At 41.4% G+C, this 18,537-nt stretch carries 12 protein-coding genes and 3 pseudogenes; 11 read left to right on the forward strand and 4 right to left on the reverse strand.

Annotated elements, in window-relative coordinates; all coding sequences use genetic code 11:
* Positions 1–2 precede the first annotated feature (2 nt).
* From ABD035_RS06030 to ABD035_RS06040, 3 genes are read left to right on the forward strand one after another with little or no spacing between them, the layout of a single operon-like run.
* The gene (locus tag ABD035_RS06030; protein ID WP_343868520.1) at positions 3–1,475 is read left to right on the forward strand and encodes a type I restriction-modification system subunit M; all 1,473 of its coding nucleotides are present in this window, start codon (positions 3–5) and stop codon (positions 1,473–1,475) included.
* A 16-nt stretch (positions 1,476–1,491) separates the two neighbouring features.
* Positions 1,492–2,679, forward strand: coding sequence for a restriction endonuclease subunit S (locus tag ABD035_RS06035; protein WP_343868522.1), 1,188 nt, complete (start codon positions 1,492–1,494; stop codon positions 2,677–2,679).
* A 1-nt stretch (position 2,680) separates the two neighbouring features.
* Complete coding sequence (locus ABD035_RS06040) at positions 2,681–5,743, forward strand: type I restriction endonuclease subunit R (RefSeq protein WP_343868524.1); 3,063 nt, start codon at positions 2,681–2,683, stop codon at positions 5,741–5,743.
* A gap of 80 nt (positions 5,744–5,823) precedes the next feature.
* On the opposite strand, the gene ABD035_RS06045 is transcribed toward ABD035_RS06040, so the two are convergent.
* Positions 5,824–7,725, reverse strand: a complete 1,902-nt coding sequence (locus ABD035_RS06045; RefSeq protein ID WP_343868526.1) for an N-6 DNA methylase — start codon at positions 7,723–7,725, stop codon at positions 5,824–5,826.
* Complete coding sequence (locus tag ABD035_RS06050) at positions 7,722–9,455, reverse strand: AAA family ATPase (RefSeq protein ID WP_343868528.1); 1,734 nt, start codon at positions 9,453–9,455, stop codon at positions 7,722–7,724. The genes ABD035_RS06045 and ABD035_RS06050 overlap by 4 nt, the downstream gene beginning before the upstream one ends.
* Before the next feature lie 261 nt (positions 9,456–9,716).
* Here ABD035_RS06050 and ABD035_RS06055 point away from each other — a divergent pair, with 261 nt between their 5' ends.
* Entirely contained in the window at positions 9,717–13,235 is a 3,519-nt protein-coding gene (locus ABD035_RS06055; RefSeq protein WP_343868530.1) for an AAA domain-containing protein, read from the forward strand.
* 418 nt (positions 13,236–13,653) lie between these two features.
* Here ABD035_RS06055 and ABD035_RS06060 read toward each other — a convergent pair whose 3' ends face one another.
* The gene (locus ABD035_RS06060) at positions 13,654–14,022 is read right to left on the reverse strand and encodes a DUF1493 family protein (protein ID WP_343868532.1); all 369 of its coding nucleotides are present in this window, start codon (positions 14,020–14,022) and stop codon (positions 13,654–13,656) included.
* 313 nt (positions 14,023–14,335) lie between these two features.
* Here ABD035_RS06060 and ABD035_RS06065 point away from each other — a divergent pair, with 313 nt between their 5' ends.
* From ABD035_RS06065 to ABD035_RS06095, 7 genes and pseudogenes are all read left to right on the forward strand, one after another.
* Positions 14,336–14,695 (forward strand): type II toxin-antitoxin system RelE/ParE family toxin, encoded by a 360-nt coding sequence (locus tag ABD035_RS06065; protein WP_343868534.1) that lies wholly within the window; start codon positions 14,336–14,338, stop codon positions 14,693–14,695.
* Positions 14,679–15,002, forward strand: coding sequence for a helix-turn-helix domain-containing protein (locus ABD035_RS06070; RefSeq protein ID WP_025903927.1), 324 nt, complete (start codon positions 14,679–14,681; stop codon positions 15,000–15,002). Before ABD035_RS06065 ends, ABD035_RS06070 begins: the two co-directional genes overlap by 17 nt.
* A gap of 491 nt (positions 15,003–15,493) precedes the next feature.
* A pseudogene (locus ABD035_RS06075) lies at positions 15,494–15,604 on the forward strand (DUF3289 family protein); the annotation flags it as partial.
* Positions 15,605–15,619: 15 nt separating this feature from the next.
* Positions 15,620–15,757 (forward strand): annotated as a pseudogene (locus ABD035_RS06080) (DUF3289 family protein); the annotation flags it as partial.
* Entirely contained in the window at positions 15,754–16,218 is a 465-nt protein-coding gene (locus ABD035_RS06085; RefSeq protein ID WP_343868537.1) for a DUF943 family protein, read from the forward strand. The pseudogene ABD035_RS06080 and the gene ABD035_RS06085, both read left to right, overlap by 4 nt.
* A 393-nt stretch (positions 16,219–16,611) precedes the next feature.
* Positions 16,612–17,055, forward strand: a complete 444-nt coding sequence (locus ABD035_RS06090) for an STM2901 family protein (protein ID WP_343868539.1) — start codon at positions 16,612–16,614, stop codon at positions 17,053–17,055.
* Positions 17,049–17,399: a DUF1493 family protein gene (locus ABD035_RS06095; protein ID WP_343868541.1), complete on the forward strand. Its 351-nt coding sequence runs from the start codon at positions 17,049–17,051 to the stop codon at positions 17,397–17,399. Before ABD035_RS06090 ends, ABD035_RS06095 begins: the two co-directional genes overlap by 7 nt.
* Before the next feature lie 154 nt (positions 17,400–17,553).
* Here ABD035_RS06095 and ABD035_RS06100 read toward each other — a convergent pair.
* A pseudogene (locus tag ABD035_RS06100) lies at positions 17,554–18,474 on the reverse strand (VENN motif pre-toxin domain-containing protein); the annotation flags it as partial.
* Positions 18,475–18,537: the final 63 nt, after the last annotated feature.

The raw sequence follows: 18,537 nt of genomic DNA on the forward strand, positions 1-18,537 counted from the left end.
CTATGAGTAATAAAAAGCTGGAAGAGCTGCTCTGGGGAGCCGCCGAATTTCTTCGTGGCCAAATTGACGCATCAGACTACAAGCAGTATGTCTTCCCGTTGCTGTTTTACAAACGCTTGTCAGATGTCTATCTGGAAGAATATAACGAAGCGCTGGAACTCCATGAAGGTGATGCTGAATATGCCGCCATGCCGATGTTTCATCGTTTCAACATCCCCTCTGAGGCAGCTTGGGAAAAGGTCCGCAATACCAGTAAAAACATTGGTGAAGCAATTCAGAATGCGCTTCGACTGATTGAAGCCAATAATCCGCGTTTACATGGCGTCTTCGGTGATGCGCAGTGGACCAATAAAGAGCGCCTGCCCGATCATTTGCTGGCTGATCTGATTGAGCATTTCAGTAAAATTCCGCTCGGTATTAAATCTGTCGCCCAGGATGATCTTGGTGAAGCTTACGAATACCTGATTAAAAAGTTCGCTGATGATTCCGGCCATACGGCAGCAGAGTTTTATACCAACCGAACAGTCGTGCATTTAATGACGCGCATTATGAGCTTAAAACCGGGTGAAACCGCCTATGATCCAACGTGCGGCACTGGAGGGATGTTGCTAAATGCAGTGATGGATCTTCGTGCAAGAGGGGAAGAGTGGCGCTCTGTGCACCTTTATGGTCAGGAAGTGAACCTGCTGACTTCCGCTATCGCCCGTATGAATATGTTCCTGCACGATATCGAAGAATTTGATGTGCTGCGCGGTGATACTTTGGCTGAGCCAAAGTTTATTGAAAACGATCGGCTTAAGCAGTTTGATGTGATTTTTGCCAACCCGCCATACTCCATCAAGAAATGGAATCGTGACAAGTTTGCCGCAGATCCCTATGGTCGTAACCTTTATGGGATACCACCGCAGGGCTGCGCTGATTACGCTTTTTATACCCATATCATCAAAAGCTTGAAACCCGATACAGGTCGCGCTGCCATGCTCTGGCCACATGGCGTGCTGTTCCGTGATTCTGAGCAGGCCATTCGTAAACAGGTGATTGAATCTGACATTATTGAAGCGGTGATTGGTTTGGGGCCGAACCTTTTTTATAACTCACCGATGGAATCGTGCGTGGTTGTTCTTAACTGCAATAAACCAGTTGAACGCAAGAACAAGGTGTTGTTTATCAACGGGGTTGAGCATGTCACCCGTGAACGTGCTCATAGTCGTTTATCCGATGAGGATTTGGCGGTATTATGCGCGGCTTATTTTAATCCGGAAAAAAAAAACGATATAACCGCTTTAGTGGATATCGAAGCTATTAAAGAAAACCTTTATAACCTGTCAATTCCACTATATGTGAAAAATAAAAGCAATGTCAAAATAAATGATGTTCAGCATGCTATCGAATCATGGAAATTCAGTAGCATAAAACTCAAAAGAAATATCAAGATGTTTTTTGATAGCCTGGGCAGCATTGGTTATGAAATTTAAAGAGAGAAATATAATAATGAATAATAAACAAAAGGTAAAATTTGGTGATCTTGCTGAACAGGTTATGGTTAGAATTTCCCCAACAAGCGACGATGCTAAGCATTTTATTGGGTTAGAACATTTAAAATCTGGTTATTTTTATGTACATGATTGGGGGGCTGACGTTGAATTGAAAACACAGGCCTTTAAGGTAAAGTGTGGCGAAATAATTTTTAGTAGACGAAATACATATTTAAAAAGGGTGTCGGTGAGCCCTATTAATGGTATTTGTTCTGCTGATGCAATGGTAATTAAATCAAGAAAAAACAGCTACTTATTGGACGGGTACTTACCCCACTTGATGCAATCAACCTCTTTTATGGAAAAGGTGATTGCAAATTCCGCCGGCTCGCTATCATCGCGAATAAAATGGAGTGAATTAAATAAACTAGAAGTTATTATACCGAGCATTGAGCAGCAATGCTCGTCATTAATAATCTTTGATTCGTTAGCAAAGAAAGAACTTCTATATTTAAGTGCTCTTGAAGCAGCTAAAAGATTATTATATGCAATTGGTCTGCGGATTTTTGATAATTACTTTGATTCGAGAGAGAATAAATGTGTTCCTCTTCCGGTTGGATGGAATTTTGGTTCTATTAAAGATATTTTAATTACTTCTCCAGAAGGGGGGTATTCTCCTGTTGAAACTGCAGTCGATACTGGGTACTATGTCCTGAATCTAAATAGCTTGTCGAAATCAGGATTCAGAGAAACTGCTTTAAAAAATATTACAGAAGATAATTTTTTAAAAGGAAAAATATGCAATGATGGTGATTTGTTAATCTCCCGTTCTAATACAGCAGAGTTGGTTGGTTTGGTTGGAAAATATAAAGGGTCGACTGGCAATGGGAATACGATTTTTCCAGACACGATGTGGCGATTGGCTGTCGACGAAAAAATCATTAAAAAAGAGTTTTTAATGTACTATCTAATGTCTCCATATGGCCGCCGAGCTATCCAAGGTATTGCGGCTGGAACTAGCGGAAGCATGAAGAAAATAAATAAAGATAACTTTTTAAAAATTAAAATGCCTATTCCTCCCTTCAATATTCAAGCATCAATCATTAATGCGTTTAAGTGTTCGTATGAAAATATTTATAGACACAATGAATCCTTGGGGAAAATTATTCAACTACGTCAAGCTATGATTGATAAGGAAATATAAAATGTTTAACGAACAAACCGTTACAGAAAATGGAATTATCGACCGCTTGAAAGGACTAAGTGGAGGCAAATGGGCTTATTGCCACGGCGAAAATCTGCCTAAACAAGTGCAGGATATCTTCGTTGATGAGTGGCTAAAAGACGCGCTTTGTTCGTTAAACCCTGATATCGGCAGACAACCTGACTTTGCCGATGAGGTCATTTACAAACTACGAGGAGTGGTTTTAGAAGCCCGCCATACCGGTCTGGTAAAGGCCAATGAAAATTTCCAAGAATGGTTGATGGCTGACAAAACCTTGCCTTTTGGCGAGAATGGCGACCATATTACCATCAATCTGATTGATTTTGACAATATAGAAAATAACCACTTTGTGGTGGCACAGCAGGTCCACTATATCGCGGCCACTGAAGTCTATTTTGATATTGTCCTGTATGTGAATGGTATACCACTGGTAGTGGGCGAAGTTAAAACTGCCACGCGCCCCAGCGTGACCTGGCAAGACGGTGCCGCTGACTTCATGGGTGGCAAAAAGTACTATTGGAAAAATGTTGAATCTTTCTTTGTCCCTAACTTGTTGTGTTTTGCCAGCGAAGGTAAAACCTTTGCCTATGGTGCAATTAATGCCCGAGTTAAAGACTGGGGGCCCTGGCATAATACTGAGCTTCGTGATGAGATTCTGCCGGGCTTGGCGTCGGTACTCAACAGCTGTGAGAGTTTGTTAAATCCACAAACCTTATTGCAGTTATTGGAATCTTTTGCATTATTTTCAACCGTCAAAACGGGCAAAAATACTCCGCCTAAACGCGTTAAAATCCTGCCGCGTTACCCGCAATTTGAAGCAGCAAAACAAATCGTTGAACGTGTTCGCAGAGGCTATCCAAAAAAAGGTCTGATTTGGCATTTCCAGGGATCGGGTAAATCCTTGTTGATGCTTTACGCCGCTAAAATGCTGCGTGCCGATAATACGTTAAAAAACCCTACGGTACTCATCGTTGTGGACCGGCGAGATCTGGACAGCCAAATTAATGAAACCTTTGGTGGAGCCGACGTTAAGAATCTGATAAAAGTGCAAAGCTGCAAAAAGTTGGGCGAATACATTGAGCAAGACAGCCGTGGCATTTTAATCACCACCATCTTTAAATTTAAAGATATCGAAATTGACGATAGTAACCCCAAAGGCCTGAACAACCGTGACAACATTATTGTGTTGGTTGACGAAGCTCACCGTACCCAGGAAGGTGGGTTAGGCGAGAAAATGCGCTGGGCGTTGCCCAATGCCCACTTCTATGGCCTGACTGGCACACCGATTTCTGGCATTGATCGTAATACATTCAAGTTGTTCGGTGCCGAAGAAGATCCGGGTCGCTATATGAGCCGCTATAGCTATAAGCAGTCGATCCGGGATGGCGCGACTAACCCGGTGAAGTTCGAACCTCGGTTGGCTGAACTCCGAGTAGATCGTGACGCCATCAATGAAGAGTTCGAGCAACTGGCTACCGAAAACAACCTGGATGAAGAAGAAAAAGCAGCATTATCCAGACGTGCTGGGAAGCTGGCCATCATGCTGAAATCTCCGAGACGCATGGCTGCGGTGAGTAATGACATTGTTGAGCATTTTAGCAGCCATGTTATGCCGAAAAAGATGAAAGGCATGGTTGTGGTATACGATCGCGAAGCCTGTGTGCAGATGTATTATTTGCTAGGTGAAAAGCTCGGTTTTGATGCCGTTGAAGTGGTTATGAACGTTGACCAGGCTCCGGTTAAAGCTGAAGAGGGTGGTAAAAAAGATAAGCTCAACAAGGACTGGCTCAAATGGCATGACGAATTGGAGCTACCTGTTAAACAAGCCGATTTCGAACGCTGGCAGCACATCGATGCGGAAGAGCAGGTACAGAAGGATCTGATTGAATGCTTTAAAGATCCTGTGCATCCGTTACAGCTTATCATCGTTACCGCCAAGCTGCTTACGGGCTTTGATGCGCCAATTTGCTACTGCATGTACCTCGATAAGCCTCTACGCGATCATACTCTTCTTCAGGCCATGTGCCGAACCAACCGGTTGTATGAAACCGATGATGTACGCAAGGACATGGGATTAATTATCGACTACCTCGGCGTTTTCGAAAATCTGCGTACGGCTCTGGCCTACAACCCTGAAGAAATTGAAGGGGTTGTAGAGGGAATCGAGGCATTTAAAGAGCTATTGCCGTTACAACTGAATAAATGTCTGGCCTTCTTCCCTGGTGTGGATCGTTCCATAGAAGGTTTTGAAGGTATTATGGCCGCGCAAGAATGTCTGCCAACTAACGAGAAACGTGATGAATTCGCTGCCAGCTTTGGCGTGTTATCTAAGTTATGGTCAGCTATCAATCCAGATCCTTTTTTAACCCCTTATCGTCAGGACTATAAATGGCTGGCGCAAATTTATGAATCTGTGCGTCCGGTGGGGCAGACAGGTGCGCTTGTTTGGGCTGCGCTGGGTCCTGAAACCATCAAAATGATCCATGAGCATACTGATATCAATCGTATTCGCGATGATATTGACGAGTTGATCATGGATGAGCACGCAATTTTTACCCTGACGGCTAAAGAACAGGAACAACGCGCAAAACGCCTGGAGATTGATCTTATGGGGCGTTTACGCGGTAGCCATGATCCTAAATTTGTGGCATTGGGTGAGCGTCTGGAAAAACTGCGTCAGGATTATGAAGCTGGTGTTATCAAGGCCATCGACTGGTTGAAAGGCCTGTTGGATGCTGCGAAAGATACCGTACAAGCCGAGCGCGAAACGGGCGAGCGGCCAGTAACTGAAGCTGATAATAAACAGGCTTTAACTAAGCTTTTCCTGGAAACACGCCCGGAAACTACCCCTAAGTTAATCGGTGATGTTGTAGAGCAAATTGATCAAATCGTCAAAGCTACCCGTTTTGATGGCTGGCAAAACTCCAACAGTGGCCCTCGCGAAATCCAAAAGGCACTTTTGCTGACCTTGGCTCAGTTTGGACTAGGGAAAGATAAAGAGTTATTCCGGAAAGCATATGGGTACATTGAGGAGCATTATTAATATTAGCTTCGGAAGTACAGAAATTGCAACGTACTTGCAACTAGGAGCAGGGTGTTTTATAGACACCCTGCTCCTGTGATCTATTGTATTAAAAGACCTTTATACAAATTCTCTTTGAGTGCTTGCTTATCATTCATTATTTTTTCAATGAGCTCATTATATTGTTCAAGCGTATTTTCTAACTCATCAAGCCACATATTTAATTTATGCTGAGTCGTTAAAGGTGGAATGCTAACCTCTACATTTTTTATTTGTGTTGTGGTTAAATATTGCTGAGCGGTGCCAATGGCGAGCTTTCTTAAGTTTAAAGTCGATAGTAATTTTGCAAGGTATGGTGTTAAAATTTTATTTGGTAAATCATTCTTAATAATTAACGAGTTATTTGTCACCCAAATATCACCTTGAACATACCGAACGTTTCCGCAAAGAGCTCCGACCTTACCAATAATAATATTCTCACCATTTTCCATTGCCTCATAATTATATCCAATAACTCCATTTCCACCATATACAGGAATTGGCCCTGTGGATAATAGTTTATTTTTTTGTAATAAATTCCCGGATTTTATTTTTGCAATATTACCAACTTTAATTCTTTCAAATTCATATTCATGAGAATGATTTTTTATTGTTGATTCTAGGGTTGCTATTTTTTCTCTTAATAAAGAAAACTCGGTTAGTAATAATTTATTATTACGTATTGTCTGCTCAATGTTAGATATAGAATTACTAAAGAACTCATATGAGTTTCTCTCTTTATCTTTTAAGAGTAAGTCATAAGATAAAGGTGTATCACTCATATCGATAATCCAGGAGTGCTCTGTTATTCTTCTCTTTTTGTCTGAATCTAAAAAATCTATAAAGTCATCGAATTTTATAGTATTTGTACGTGAGTATTTTTTACCATTGTTTAAATTGTAGAAAAATATTCTATCAGTTGGACCAGAATTACTTATAAAAAGAATACATAGTTTTACTGCAGTGTAGGGCAGTAATGCACCTGATGGTATAGATAGAATACATTCTAAATTATAATTTTTGAAAATCTTATCTTTAAGAGTAATACATTCTTTACTCACATCATATAAAAAACGCTCTGGTAAGATTATGGCTGCTTTGCCATTAAAATTGAGAGAATCAATAACATGCTCTAGGAAGTAATAGTCTAGATTAGGTCCTTTGTAATGGGTGTTAATATGAATGTTATCCCATCCGTTCTTTTTCCCAAATGGTGGGTTAGTTAAAATAAAGTCATATTTTTTATTCGTATAATTTTGTTCTAAACTATCTTTAAGGATTATTTCAAAATTAGATTCTTTATTGATTAAAAGATTAACAATTGAGATTAAACAGGCAAATGACGATGTGTCATTACCAATAAGGGAGTAATTTGAATTGTTTTTTAAACTGTTGCTATTAATATGTCGTGCTGACTCTATTAATAAACCTCCGGTACCACATGCTGGGTCGTAGATTGATTTGCCATCTGTAGGTGATAACCTTTCAACCATGAGCTGAACTATAGCAGATGGAGTAACATATTCCCCAGATCGACCAGATTCATTAACCATCCTAAAAATTAAAGATTGATAAGAATTTGCATATTGATAGAACTCTTTGAGTGAATATATATGTGAAAGAGAATGATCTATATATTTAATTATTTCATGGTCATTAATATTGTCAATTAAAAAATCGATCTTGCCCCTGATTTTTTCATGCGCGTCATGTTTTTTATTTGTTATATCTATCGATGAAATAAAGTTTTCATATGATTTTTGGTAATGTATTTTAATTCCATTAATGTTATTGTCTGGTATGCTTTTTATATCTAAAACCGTTTTATTATGTTCATAAAGATATAATTTTATATAATGCAAAAAAATAAACAATGAAATTATCTCTACCGCTTGTTCAGTATTTCTTACCGAACTCTTTTTCTTGATTATTGTAAGCAGATCTTCAAATAAAGAGGCATTCATTTTAATTTCTCCACCAAAAAATTGTACATATTCTCTATATCAACACTAATTTCAGAAGGTGGTATAAGCTCTATATATGAATAAAGTTTTGATATATCTAATCCTATACCTTCAGAATCGATTATTTCTGTGATACAAGACTTTACGTTAAGTCGACTAATTGCTGGATTGTCTCCGGGATTATTTTCTATTAAATAACTGTTAGTTGGAAGATCTCCATTATTTATTTTATCGATAAATCCATAATGAGACAATGCGGTATAAGATAATAAGTAGTTTTTTATTTCTCTTCTTTTCCATGCAAGGAGATATATTTTATTTTTGTTTTTATTTTCCAACGTCGTTATATGCTTTGAATATTCATTTCCATTGACTTGAACACCATCTTTCTGATAGATAATTGGAGCCTCGTCTTTGTCGCAAATCATGAATATTCTTTTGACTTTTTTATCAGAGTTTATATTTAAAAGCGAATTAATCCACTCTAATTTTGGTTTTGCGAACTCTTGATTTAAATTATCATAACCAGAGGACTGTTTTATAGCATGGAGGCTATCTAACTTCGATACATCAAGTCCTTTTTTCTTTGCTAAGGCATAAAAAATAGTCCAATCATTATAATCATCCATTAATACAATGTTTTCTAGTTTACGACACACTTCGAATTGTACATCTGATATTCTTGTCAAGACTGATAAACGTTCTATTATAGTTTTTATTTTATCGTCTTCTTTTATTTTTCCTTTATCAACAATCTTTAAGTTTTTAAAATCATTATCAGTAGCTGTAATTGAGTCTAATAGATGGGTGGTTGTTATCGCATAACCATTGATACTATGTAGTCGATGCCATAAGAGCTCAATATTCTTGTAATGTAAATGGGAATCTATCTCATCTAATAAGAATAAAGTATTAGGACTATCAAAAATATCAAGTAGAGAGTATAAAAAGAGTACTTGATATTCCCCATCACTAATATCATTCAGTTCGATATTGTTTTTAAACTCTAGTTGTAATGATGGTTTTATTATAAAGTAATCATTATCTGCTGCTTGAGTGAAAAATGTTATGATAGGATCAAAAAATGAATCTTCTGCTTCTTCAAATGATGGGTTAAAAAAATTTGAATGAGTTAGCAAAATCTCTTGAGCTTCAAGTGGAGTTTCGAAATCATAATCGGTATTAACAATATTATTAATGAAACTTTCTAAAGTCCTATGATAAGCTGAATACCTTAAGGTATTTTCAATACCTTGCTCTTCTTGTGCTAATGCCATTTTTACTCGATTAACGTAAGCCGAATTTACTCGGACTGTCAATGTAAGCTTGCTTGATATATCATCACTTTTATCATCTGATACATCAATATAGAATTTCTCACATAAAAAATTTCTAACAAGGCCATTTGATTTACAAATTGTGGATATGAATATTAGTAACTTTGACCATGATTTATCGTAATAACAGCAATCTAAATTAAGTCCACGATTCGCTTGTCTTTCATGAGAAAGATAATCAGAGAAATATGTTGAGTATTTTTCATTTTGTCCAGAGGAAAAACAAACAACTTTTGTTTCTGGTAGATATTTTTTCGTTAAACAATTAATAAATACAGATTGCAAAACTGAGGATTTACCAGCACCATTTTCGCCAATTAAGGCAGTTACTTTTTCAAAAAAGACATTTTGCTCTTTGTCATACAAGGTATTTTTGGGTAAGATGATTTGCACTTTATAGTTCCACTTTTTTAATTCTATGCACCAGTAATTTTTAAAATTCTACTACCCTAGACTGGCCCACTATAGTCTCGACCAAATCATTTTCAACTCTATGGCGGTAGCAGTATGCTCTGCCCTATAAGACCATATAATAATTGTTTCTTCTGTACAAACAAATCATTGCGCTCTTACTCGCTTAGTGCACAATGTTCAACCACGTACTATGTCAATATCAACAAAACCAATAGTTTCATTTTAGTTACGGGATGGGGAATGGACAGCAATACTCAAGGATTCACTTCATACTGGCGTAATACCTTAGCTGATGCCGAGTCCGGAAAAGGGGCATTTGAGCGTAAAGATGAAGATTCATTCACACAATGGATCAACGTTGAACAAGGAAGGTTGGGTGAAGAGATCGTGCAATCGTTCTTTGAGGGCGAAGACGAACAGGTTAAAACCGTCGAAGTACTGTTACGGCCACAGGTATGGCTCCGTCAGCTGAAGCATGGCAAAGAGCGGACCGCGGGGGCTCCTGGAATCGTTACACCTTTGGTTACCTCTGCTCTCCTGAATCGCAAAGGTTTTTTGTTCCCCACATCCTCTTCCTCCATCCCCCGTGATCTGCTTGAGCCGCTTCCGAAAGGGACCTTTTCAATTGGTGAAATGTCTGAGTATGACAAATATAAAACCACCCATGATTCCATTACTATTACCCCCGGTGAAGATGATGGATTGCGTGAGGAGAATGATGAACAACGAGCGATACGGTATGCACGTTATCAACAGTTGTGGCAAAAGTACCTTAAAGATTCAGGTGAACTTTTAAAACATGTTGCCGGTAAATGGCTCGTATCTCCCGAGGAATATGAACAAGCTGGATATGGCTACATTATTAAAGCCAGCAAGTCTGGAGGTGCCAGCATTCATATCCTGCCTATGTACGATCATCTTCTGTCGTGCAAAAAAGAGGTCCCATTACTGACCCGTTTTGCTTCAAACGAGAGGTCTCCTGTTGAACCGCTCCTTGCCAGCAATGCCATGTTCAGTGACCGCCTGGGTCATTCCGGTGATAAATTTCCGCTGGCTGTGGCGCAGCGCGATGCACTTAGCCATTATCTCACTCAACAATCGGGCGATATTCTTGCTGTGAATGGTCCTCCCGGAACCGGGAAAACGACGTTGGTTCTTTCCATTATTGCTACTGAATGGGCGAGAGCAGCGGTAAGTAAAACTGAACCGCCAGTGGTGATTGCGACATCAACCAACAATCAGGCCGTTACCAACATTATCGAGGCTTTCGGTAAAGATTTTTCTATTGGCACCGGGCCTATGGCTGGACGATGGCTGCCTGATGTAAAAAGCTTTGGTGCTTACTTCCCTTCTTCAGGTCGAAAGGCTGAGGCAGCAAAAAAATACCAGACTGAAGATTTTTTTAATTGTGTCGAATCCCTTGAATATATAGAAACTGCTCAGTATTTCTTCCTTGAAAAGGCAAGAAACGCTTTTCCGGCTAAGGAGTGTCATTCACCTGAACAGGTTGTGGATCTCTTGCATCAGCGTTTAGTGGAACTCTCTGCAGATCTTGAGCAAATTGAACCTGCATGGGACATCCTACACGCAATCCGCCTGGAGCGGATGGCCATCAGCGATGATCTCGAACAGTATATTCAGGATAAGAAAACGTTACTGCTTAATTGTACAAATGAAGTCTCATTATTAACGCAGGGAAAAAACCAGTGGGAACAATATCGGGCGAGTGAGTCGATTATGTTCGCTCTCTTCTCCTGGTTACCAGCCGTTCGCACTAAGCGTCATTATCAAATGAAGCTGTTTCTGGAGGCAACGTTTGGCGAAAGAATGACAGCATTCCAGGGTGTTCTGCCTGATGGAGTTGAAGCCTTTATCGATGGCTTGATTGCACAAGCGCTTAAAGAACAGGACGAATATCAACACCAAATTGATCTTGCTGAGGACATTTCGAGACTTGAAAGGGAAGCGGCAATACGCTGGCGTGAGATTACTTACTCACTGGGACATACGGGTGAAACAGAGTTGAACCTGCGTGAGGCCGATGAGCTGGCCGATACACAGCTCCGTTTCCCTGCATTTTTGCTGGCGACGCATTACTGGGAAGGCAGGTGGCTGATGGATATGGCTGCTATTGATAATCTTCAAAAAGAAAAAGGCCGGACTGGCGCGAAAAGCACAAAGGCGCGTTGGCAGCGCAGAATGAAGCTGACTCCCTGTGTAGTCATGACCTGTTTCATGTTGCCTTGCCATATGAAAACCAGTGAGTTTGTCGGCGGTAATAAGAGATTCGATGATAACTATTTATATAACTTTGCCGATTTACTGATCGTCGATGAAGCGGGGCAGGTACTCCCTGAAGTTGCCGCAGCATCTTTCGCACTGGCTAAGAAGGCATTAGTGATTGGTGATACAGAACAGATTGCCCCAATCTGGAACAGCCTGCCTGGTATTGATATCGGCAATATGGTTGAGGAGAATATTCTTCCGGGAGGTACGCAGGAAGAACTTACAGAAGCTTATGCTCTGGTGTGTGACTCGGGAAAAAGTGCTGCATCTGGCAGCGTTATGAAGGTTGCACAGTTTAACTCTTGTTACCAGTACGATCCGGACCTGGCCAGGGGGATGTACTTGTACGAACACCGTCGTTGCTTCGATAACATCATTGGCTACTGTAACACCCTCTGCTACCACGGTAAGTTGCAGCCCAAACGGGGGGAGGAAAAAGGGACAATATTTCCTGCAATGGGTTATCTGCATATAGATGGTAAAGGCATGCAGGCCAGCGGTGGAAGCCGTTATAACTCTTTTGAAGCTGAGACGATAGCTGCGTGGCTTGTGGCCAATAAAGAAGCGATTGAGCGTCATTACGGTAAGTCTTTACACCAATTAGTCGGAGTTGTGACGCCATTTTCGGCACAAGTTCGTACGATCAAATCGTCACTACGTAAGCTGGATATCAATTGTAGTGGTGATGAAAATTCCCTGACAGTGGGCACTGTTCATTCATTGCAGGGGGCGGAGAGAGCGATTGTAATTTTCTCTCCAGTCTATTCGAAGCATGAAGATGGTGGGTTTATCGACAGTGACAGTAGCATGCTGAACGTAGCGGTTTCACGTGCTAAAGATAGCTTCCTGGTCTTTGGCGATATGGATCTTTTTGAGATCCAACCCGGCTCCTCTCCCCGGGGACTGCTGGCAAAGTATCTGTTTGCTTCCGTTGATAGTGCATTACAGTTTGAGTTTCAGAAGCGGCAGGATTTAATTACCTCGCAAACGCAGATTTCAACACTGCACGGGGTGGAGCAACATGATGCTTTCCTGAACCAGACGTTTGATGCCATTAATCAAAGTATTACGATCGTTTCCCCATGGCTTACCTGGCAAAAGCTGGAACAGACAGGCTTTTTGGCGTCAATGTCCCGAGCGCAAGCACGTGGTATAGATATCACGGTAATAACGGATAAAACGTATAACACAGAGCATGCAGATTTTGAAAAGCGTAAAGAGAAACATCAGCGCCTGAATGAAGCAGTGGAAAGGCTGAATGACATGGGTATCACGACGAAGCTGGTCAACCGTGTTCACAGTAAGATTGTGATTGGTGATGAGGGGCTGCTCTGCGTGGGTTCCTTTAACTGGTTCAGTGCTACGCGCGATGAGAAGTATCAACGATACGATACATCGATGGTATACCGTGGCGAAAGTTTAAAAAGTGAAATTAAAACGATATCTTCCAGCCTGAAACAACGACAGTTGTAATACTCAGGAATCGTTTCCCGGTTTAACCTCAGAGACACCAGGTAGCATCGCTATTTAGATGTTATCTGGTGGTTATCCGGCTATAATTCTTAACTACAACTTTATAATTTTATTGTAATTAAGACGATGACCTGCCTCCGCTGATTAACAGACCCCGATGATAGCAATGTCTTCGTAAATCATATGTGGACATCCCTCCCTAAGAACGTTTTTTTGACCAACAAATCATCAACATTTTCTGCGAAGCTTCAACTGGGATATTAGCCCTGGAGCTCTGTCGAAAGTAATGATGACAACCCCGAGGAGGCAAGACATATTCTTTAAATCAGATGCAATTATTGCGAGATGATGTCATTTCAGCTGATGCCCTGAACGAGAGAACGACTGCATAACTTATACGATCAGGGCCACAGCCCCATTAATCATAAAGCCAATATCCCGCTTTTGCGGAAGCCACCAGCATCTCAATGGTGAGCGGCTGTGGTTCAACATAATGAAATCTATTTTCTTTTTTTCTCAAAAAATTCAGAGGGATGAAGGTTTCTTCGTTTGGCCAGTATTTTATAAATGAGAAATTCCGGCGTTCAACCTTAAATTTCTCAAAGTATTCTACCAGGATGTCCTCAGCGTCTTCCCATGCCCAGGGGTATTTACCCGTTGACAGGCTGGTCTCCGGGGTGAGTTTTGGTTTTCGGAAAAAGGGGAATACAGGGCTATTCCAGTTTTCCTCATACCAGGAAATAACCTCATCAGATGTATTTTGGTCGGGCTTCTCTATCGTATCCATGCGCCATATCCTTTTAGCGTGCAGGGTTAAAAGGATACCTGCATGGGAGGGGCTCAGCAATAAAAGTGGTGGCTGAAAAATGCTACCGGACCAAACATCAGGTAACCCTTCAGCTGCTCAGGTCCTCTTAAAAGCGTTCCCGCAAACCACTCGCATTATCCTGATACCGGAAGCATTGGCTGGCTGTCATTAGCAGCAGATAGACATGATTAAAAGTATGCCGCTATTTTGTTGGCGGAGATCATTTTTCATCAGTAAAAAAAGAGTAGTCTGGCACCAGGTGCTATAGTTAAGGTAACAGGATGTCAGCCCGATGCGCGTATTCAAAACTAAATGGTTCAGTAAGGCAGCTAAATCGCACACAATTCAGGATAGTGAGTTATGCCAGGCTATCGAAGCGGTGATGCAAGGTAAGGCTGACGACCTCGGCGGTGGTGTTTACAAGAAACGGCTGAACCAGAATCGCGATCGCGCCATTATTCTGGCAAAAGGCGGGGAGCACTGGTTTTACACGTTCCTTTACGCCAAACAGGATAGGGCAAACATTGATAATCGTGAACTGGCCGGATTCCGTGAATTAGCAAAGCACTACGCTGCCCTTGCTGATAAGAAGATTACGGCACTGATAAAGAGTGAAGAACTGGTGGAGATTTGCCATGACTGCAAAAAGTAAATTCAGGAGTCCTGCATTTGAGGCTATCCATAGCGCGGCTTCCGGTTTATTCAGCGTCGATGCTATCCCGCAGGAAACGATGCGCAACTTTGATAAAGCGTGCCTTAATAACGTGGATGAGCTTCAACCCATTGAGATTAAGGCGTTGCGCGAGAAGCTCAACGTGAGCCAGCCCGTTTTTGCCAGCTACCTGAACACTAGTGTGTCAACGGTGCAGAAATGGGAAAGTGGTGCAAAGCGTCCTGGTGGAGTAGCGCTGAAGCTGCTGACCGTGGTGCAGAAGCATGGATTGAAGGTACTGGTTTAGTTATCCCGGATTATCTTTGCAGAGTCGGGACATGGTTTATCAGGTTTCAGCTGAGGGAATTGACCTTAAGACCATAGCCTGCCAGTGGGTCATTAGTCACCTGACATGGAGCGATGATTAATGCCAACGAGTTCTAACAGTATTATTTTCCCCTCTGAGCAGCCCCTGCAGCCCGGACGTTTAAAACTGTCAGCTCCTGGCACCGGTTCAGGCTTTAGGTGTTGCAGGGAAATATGCTTCCGCCCGGTGTCTGTAACTGCGGGTAACAGCAATTATACGTTACGGTACTCAGAAGAGAGTAATGGCCCAATCAGGTTCCCGATATGGCGGGGCTCTCGCTAATTGTATAACTATGTACTGCCCGGTGCAGCTTCCTGCAGGAATCTGAAAATCACGTACAAGTGACACTGCAGGATTTACACTACCGTATGTCGCGGCATATTATTCACTGTGAAAACCCTGCCGGACGATAACACAAGGAGTGTGTCACGATGGTTGCACTACAGTTTCCCTTCACCTTGTTCAGAACCCAAAAATGGATGGACGACTACGGCGCCAGAGATATGCGCTGTGGAGATTTAACTGAAGAACGGTTAAAAACGGATTATCATCGGCCTGATATTTCTAAACTCAGATTTAACCAGTTACGTTTTTTTCGTATTTGGTTTGTATTACAGAGATATAACCGGTTTGGTTTTAAACCTTTTATGACCAATATGGAAGCTACCATAGAAGTTACCGGAGACCGACAGTGAAAATAAAGAATAAGAAAGCGATGGCTTTGCTCTTGCTGGCTGGTTGTGTGGCGGCGGGCTACTGGTGTTGGTTGTGTCTGCGTCCGGTTGAGATTGTCGCTGTTCATGAAGAGGATAATCATGCCTCTGTTTTAGTTAAAAATTTCCCATTCACGGATAAAGGAAAAATAAACTGGTGGCTGAAAAATAAAAATTTCATGAAAGAAAAATATAATATTCCTAAACCCTCATTGTCAGGAAGTTTCACTATTATCTTCTGGCTTTTTGGATATGGATATAAGGAAGCAGGAAAATATGACAGGCGTTGTTTTGATGATATGAAAACGAAAGTAAATTGCATCGATAAGAATGCTGTGTTCGCTATCAGACAGTATCAAGATGATGACATTATCTTTGCTACTTACGAGGGAAGATATTTGTTAACTAAGGGCCAAAATATTATTAAAGATTCATTCGATTAGTTATTTTACACGTAGCGAAAGCATCAAAAGCATCCACCCTATACGGCTTACATCAGCCTGTCGTAAGTATTTTAGCCTCGAAAGTCAGGGTGCGGCCAGAGGGTTTTAATGCAGTGACCACTAGTGTCGCACTTGCGATAGCCCGCTCCTGTGTCAGTGGGGATATGCCTGGTTATAATAATCCATTTGTTTGGTAAGGATTATTGCATATATAAAATTAAATCTTTCTGTAAATATTAAAACTCTCTATCTTTTTTGACTATTTTTCATTGTAAGTCATAGATCTATCAAATTCTTATAATTTGTTTATCGATATTTAATATGGGGGTGTTATATTTATGGCGACATTTGATAACATGTCTTCAGTTCGGTTAATCACAGGGAAGGTGAAAGATGGATACTATTAAAGAAATGGATGGGACATACTTTTACAGCGGGATGTTCAATCTTACTGCTGGTGAGCTTTTCTTCTTCGTGTTTCTGGATGAAGCTCAGAAACAGCTTGGTGTTGAGGATATATTATCATTAGCACTAATAATTTTAGGTCAGCCAATAAAAATCACACGATCTAAACCGGTCGGCGCAACAAAAGGCACATCTGTATTAAGCTCAACACTTCGTCGTTGGTTAAAGTTCAAGGTTAATCGTTGGCCAACCCTCACAACGAAGAGTATTCAAAGGCTGAAATTTAGCTACGTTAATAACCTGGGAGCGTTTGCAGGTCGCTGGATACCCGTCCTTGGAATACTTTTTGTAATGAGTGATGTAACTCAAATAACCTGGAAAGCAGCTTGCAGGTATAACCTTATCGCGAAGAAAGGTGACAGGTTATGGTAAAAAATACGATTGAAAATGCTGTTTTTGAGTGGTATGACAATACTTATAATTGTAAGCCGATTTTTTCTAAAGTGAAGCCAGAGTTAACCCTGGAAACGAGTCTTTCAACAGGAAAGTATCCCTGGGCAAGAGAGACGGGTGATGAAATCATGAATGACTATTTTAAACGATTTAATGTAGATGATAGTAAATTTGATTTTATAGCGTACTGGCCTTATGAAAAAGGTTTTCTGCCTAATTTTCTGCGTCCTCGTTCCCAAAAAGTTCCGGATGTTGAACCAAAGCCTTTAACACTCCGAATGCTGGTCGAATCAGCAAAAGCTGGGCGTTGGCTTTTTTATTAATTGGATTAAGGTGCCGGTAATGCCCGACTGCCTGGTGCTCACCGCGCAGGAGTCGTTCCAGGCCGAGACGGAGATCATGCAGATCCTGAGGAAGATCTGTTAGTTCTTCCCCCGCAGGAAAAAGCAGGTCACGGAGCTGATCGTAATGATATAACTAAATGAAATATAATAATAAAACCCCGTACGTATCAGAAAACCATCCTGAAGTGGCTGAGTCGGCTATATTCCCTGAAAGGGAGGGTAAATTATTTTTGGGGACTGGTTTACTTATTGTCCAGACACCTGTTGGAACCCATTTATATTGCTTAGAGAGCGGATTCAGTTTCTTATCTATCGGTACTTTAATAATATTACCCGCAGCATACCCAACGGAAGCTCCGGTCTTACTTAAAAAAGCCTCTACGAATGGATCATCACCTTTTAGCTCTGCCTGGTAATAACCACCTGCCGCATTCCATGTCACCGTTGGGTTATATCCTTTACTCACCGTTATAGCACCAATAGTTCCCGCACCAATCACATCCGACAGTTTCACTTCACCTGTTGTGCCGTATTGAATACCTGCCTCCAATCCAGCACCAACTCCAACCGCAATAAGCTGCTCTTTGGTATTATTCACCGCATTGGTTATGATTGCCTTACCACCCATTATCGCGACAGGCCAGGAAGTCGGATCCATAACCACATCCATAATCCGATCTCCGGTCGTGATATTGTCTTGCAGAAATTGAAGGTCCGTCCCATTCAGATAATTCACCAGGGCTGCTGCTGTCGGATCTTTAAGTTTTTCATCCAGCCGGATTTGTGACGGGTCCGCATCATTCGCTACATTGGTCGCGCCCTGAATCAGTTCCTGCCAGGTTATGCAGGCAACACCGCCGCCGGTGCAGGCTTCCTGTAGCTCTTTACTGTTTTTGTGGCTGATTTCGATATATTTCTCAGCAACTTTAACGCAATCGCCCCCAGATGCCTTACAGTCCTGCATTTCTTTATCAAGCTGACGCGCCTCTGTTGAGCTAAGATAATTATTCTCCACCGCATTTCTACCCGTTTTAGCTGCCGTCACTGCTCCGCCAGTATCGCTCTCGCCAGGCCCCCCTAAAGTCCTGCGGCTAGTTCGCTGACTAGTTGTTCAGTT

It is taken from the genome of Tatumella terrea, assembly GCF_039523755.1.
Lineage (GTDB): Bacteria > Pseudomonadota > Gammaproteobacteria > Enterobacterales > Enterobacteriaceae > Tatumella > Tatumella terrea.

Bases quoted from the DNA above. Each gene is read 5' to 3' on its own strand.
- ABD035_RS06045 (WP_343868526.1), bottom strand. From the start codon at position 7,725: ATGAATGCCTCTTTATTTGAAGATCTGCTTACAATAATCAAGAAAAAG.
- ABD035_RS06055 (WP_343868530.1), top strand. From the start codon at position 9,717: ATGGACAGCAATACTCAAGGATTCACTTCATACTGGCGTAATACCTTA.
- ABD035_RS06040 (WP_343868524.1), top strand. From the start codon at position 2,681: ATGTTTAACGAACAAACCGTTACAGAAAATGGAATTATCGACCGCTTG.
- ABD035_RS06060 (WP_343868532.1), bottom strand. From the start codon at position 14,022: ATGGATACGATAGAGAAGCCCGACCAAAATACATCTGATGAGGTTATT.
- ABD035_RS06065 (WP_343868534.1), top strand. From the start codon at position 14,336: ATGCGCGTATTCAAAACTAAATGGTTCAGTAAGGCAGCTAAATCGCAC.
- ABD035_RS06090 (WP_343868539.1), top strand. From the start codon at position 16,612: ATGGATACTATTAAAGAAATGGATGGGACATACTTTTACAGCGGGATG.
- ABD035_RS06035 (WP_343868522.1), top strand. From the start codon at position 1,492: ATGAATAATAAACAAAAGGTAAAATTTGGTGATCTTGCTGAACAGGTT.
- ABD035_RS06030 (WP_343868520.1), top strand. From the start codon at position 3: ATGAGTAATAAAAAGCTGGAAGAGCTGCTCTGGGGAGCCGCCGAATTT.
- ABD035_RS06095 (WP_343868541.1), top strand. From the start codon at position 17,049: ATGGTAAAAAATACGATTGAAAATGCTGTTTTTGAGTGGTATGACAAT.
- ABD035_RS06070 (WP_025903927.1), top strand. From the start codon at position 14,679: ATGACTGCAAAAAGTAAATTCAGGAGTCCTGCATTTGAGGCTATCCAT.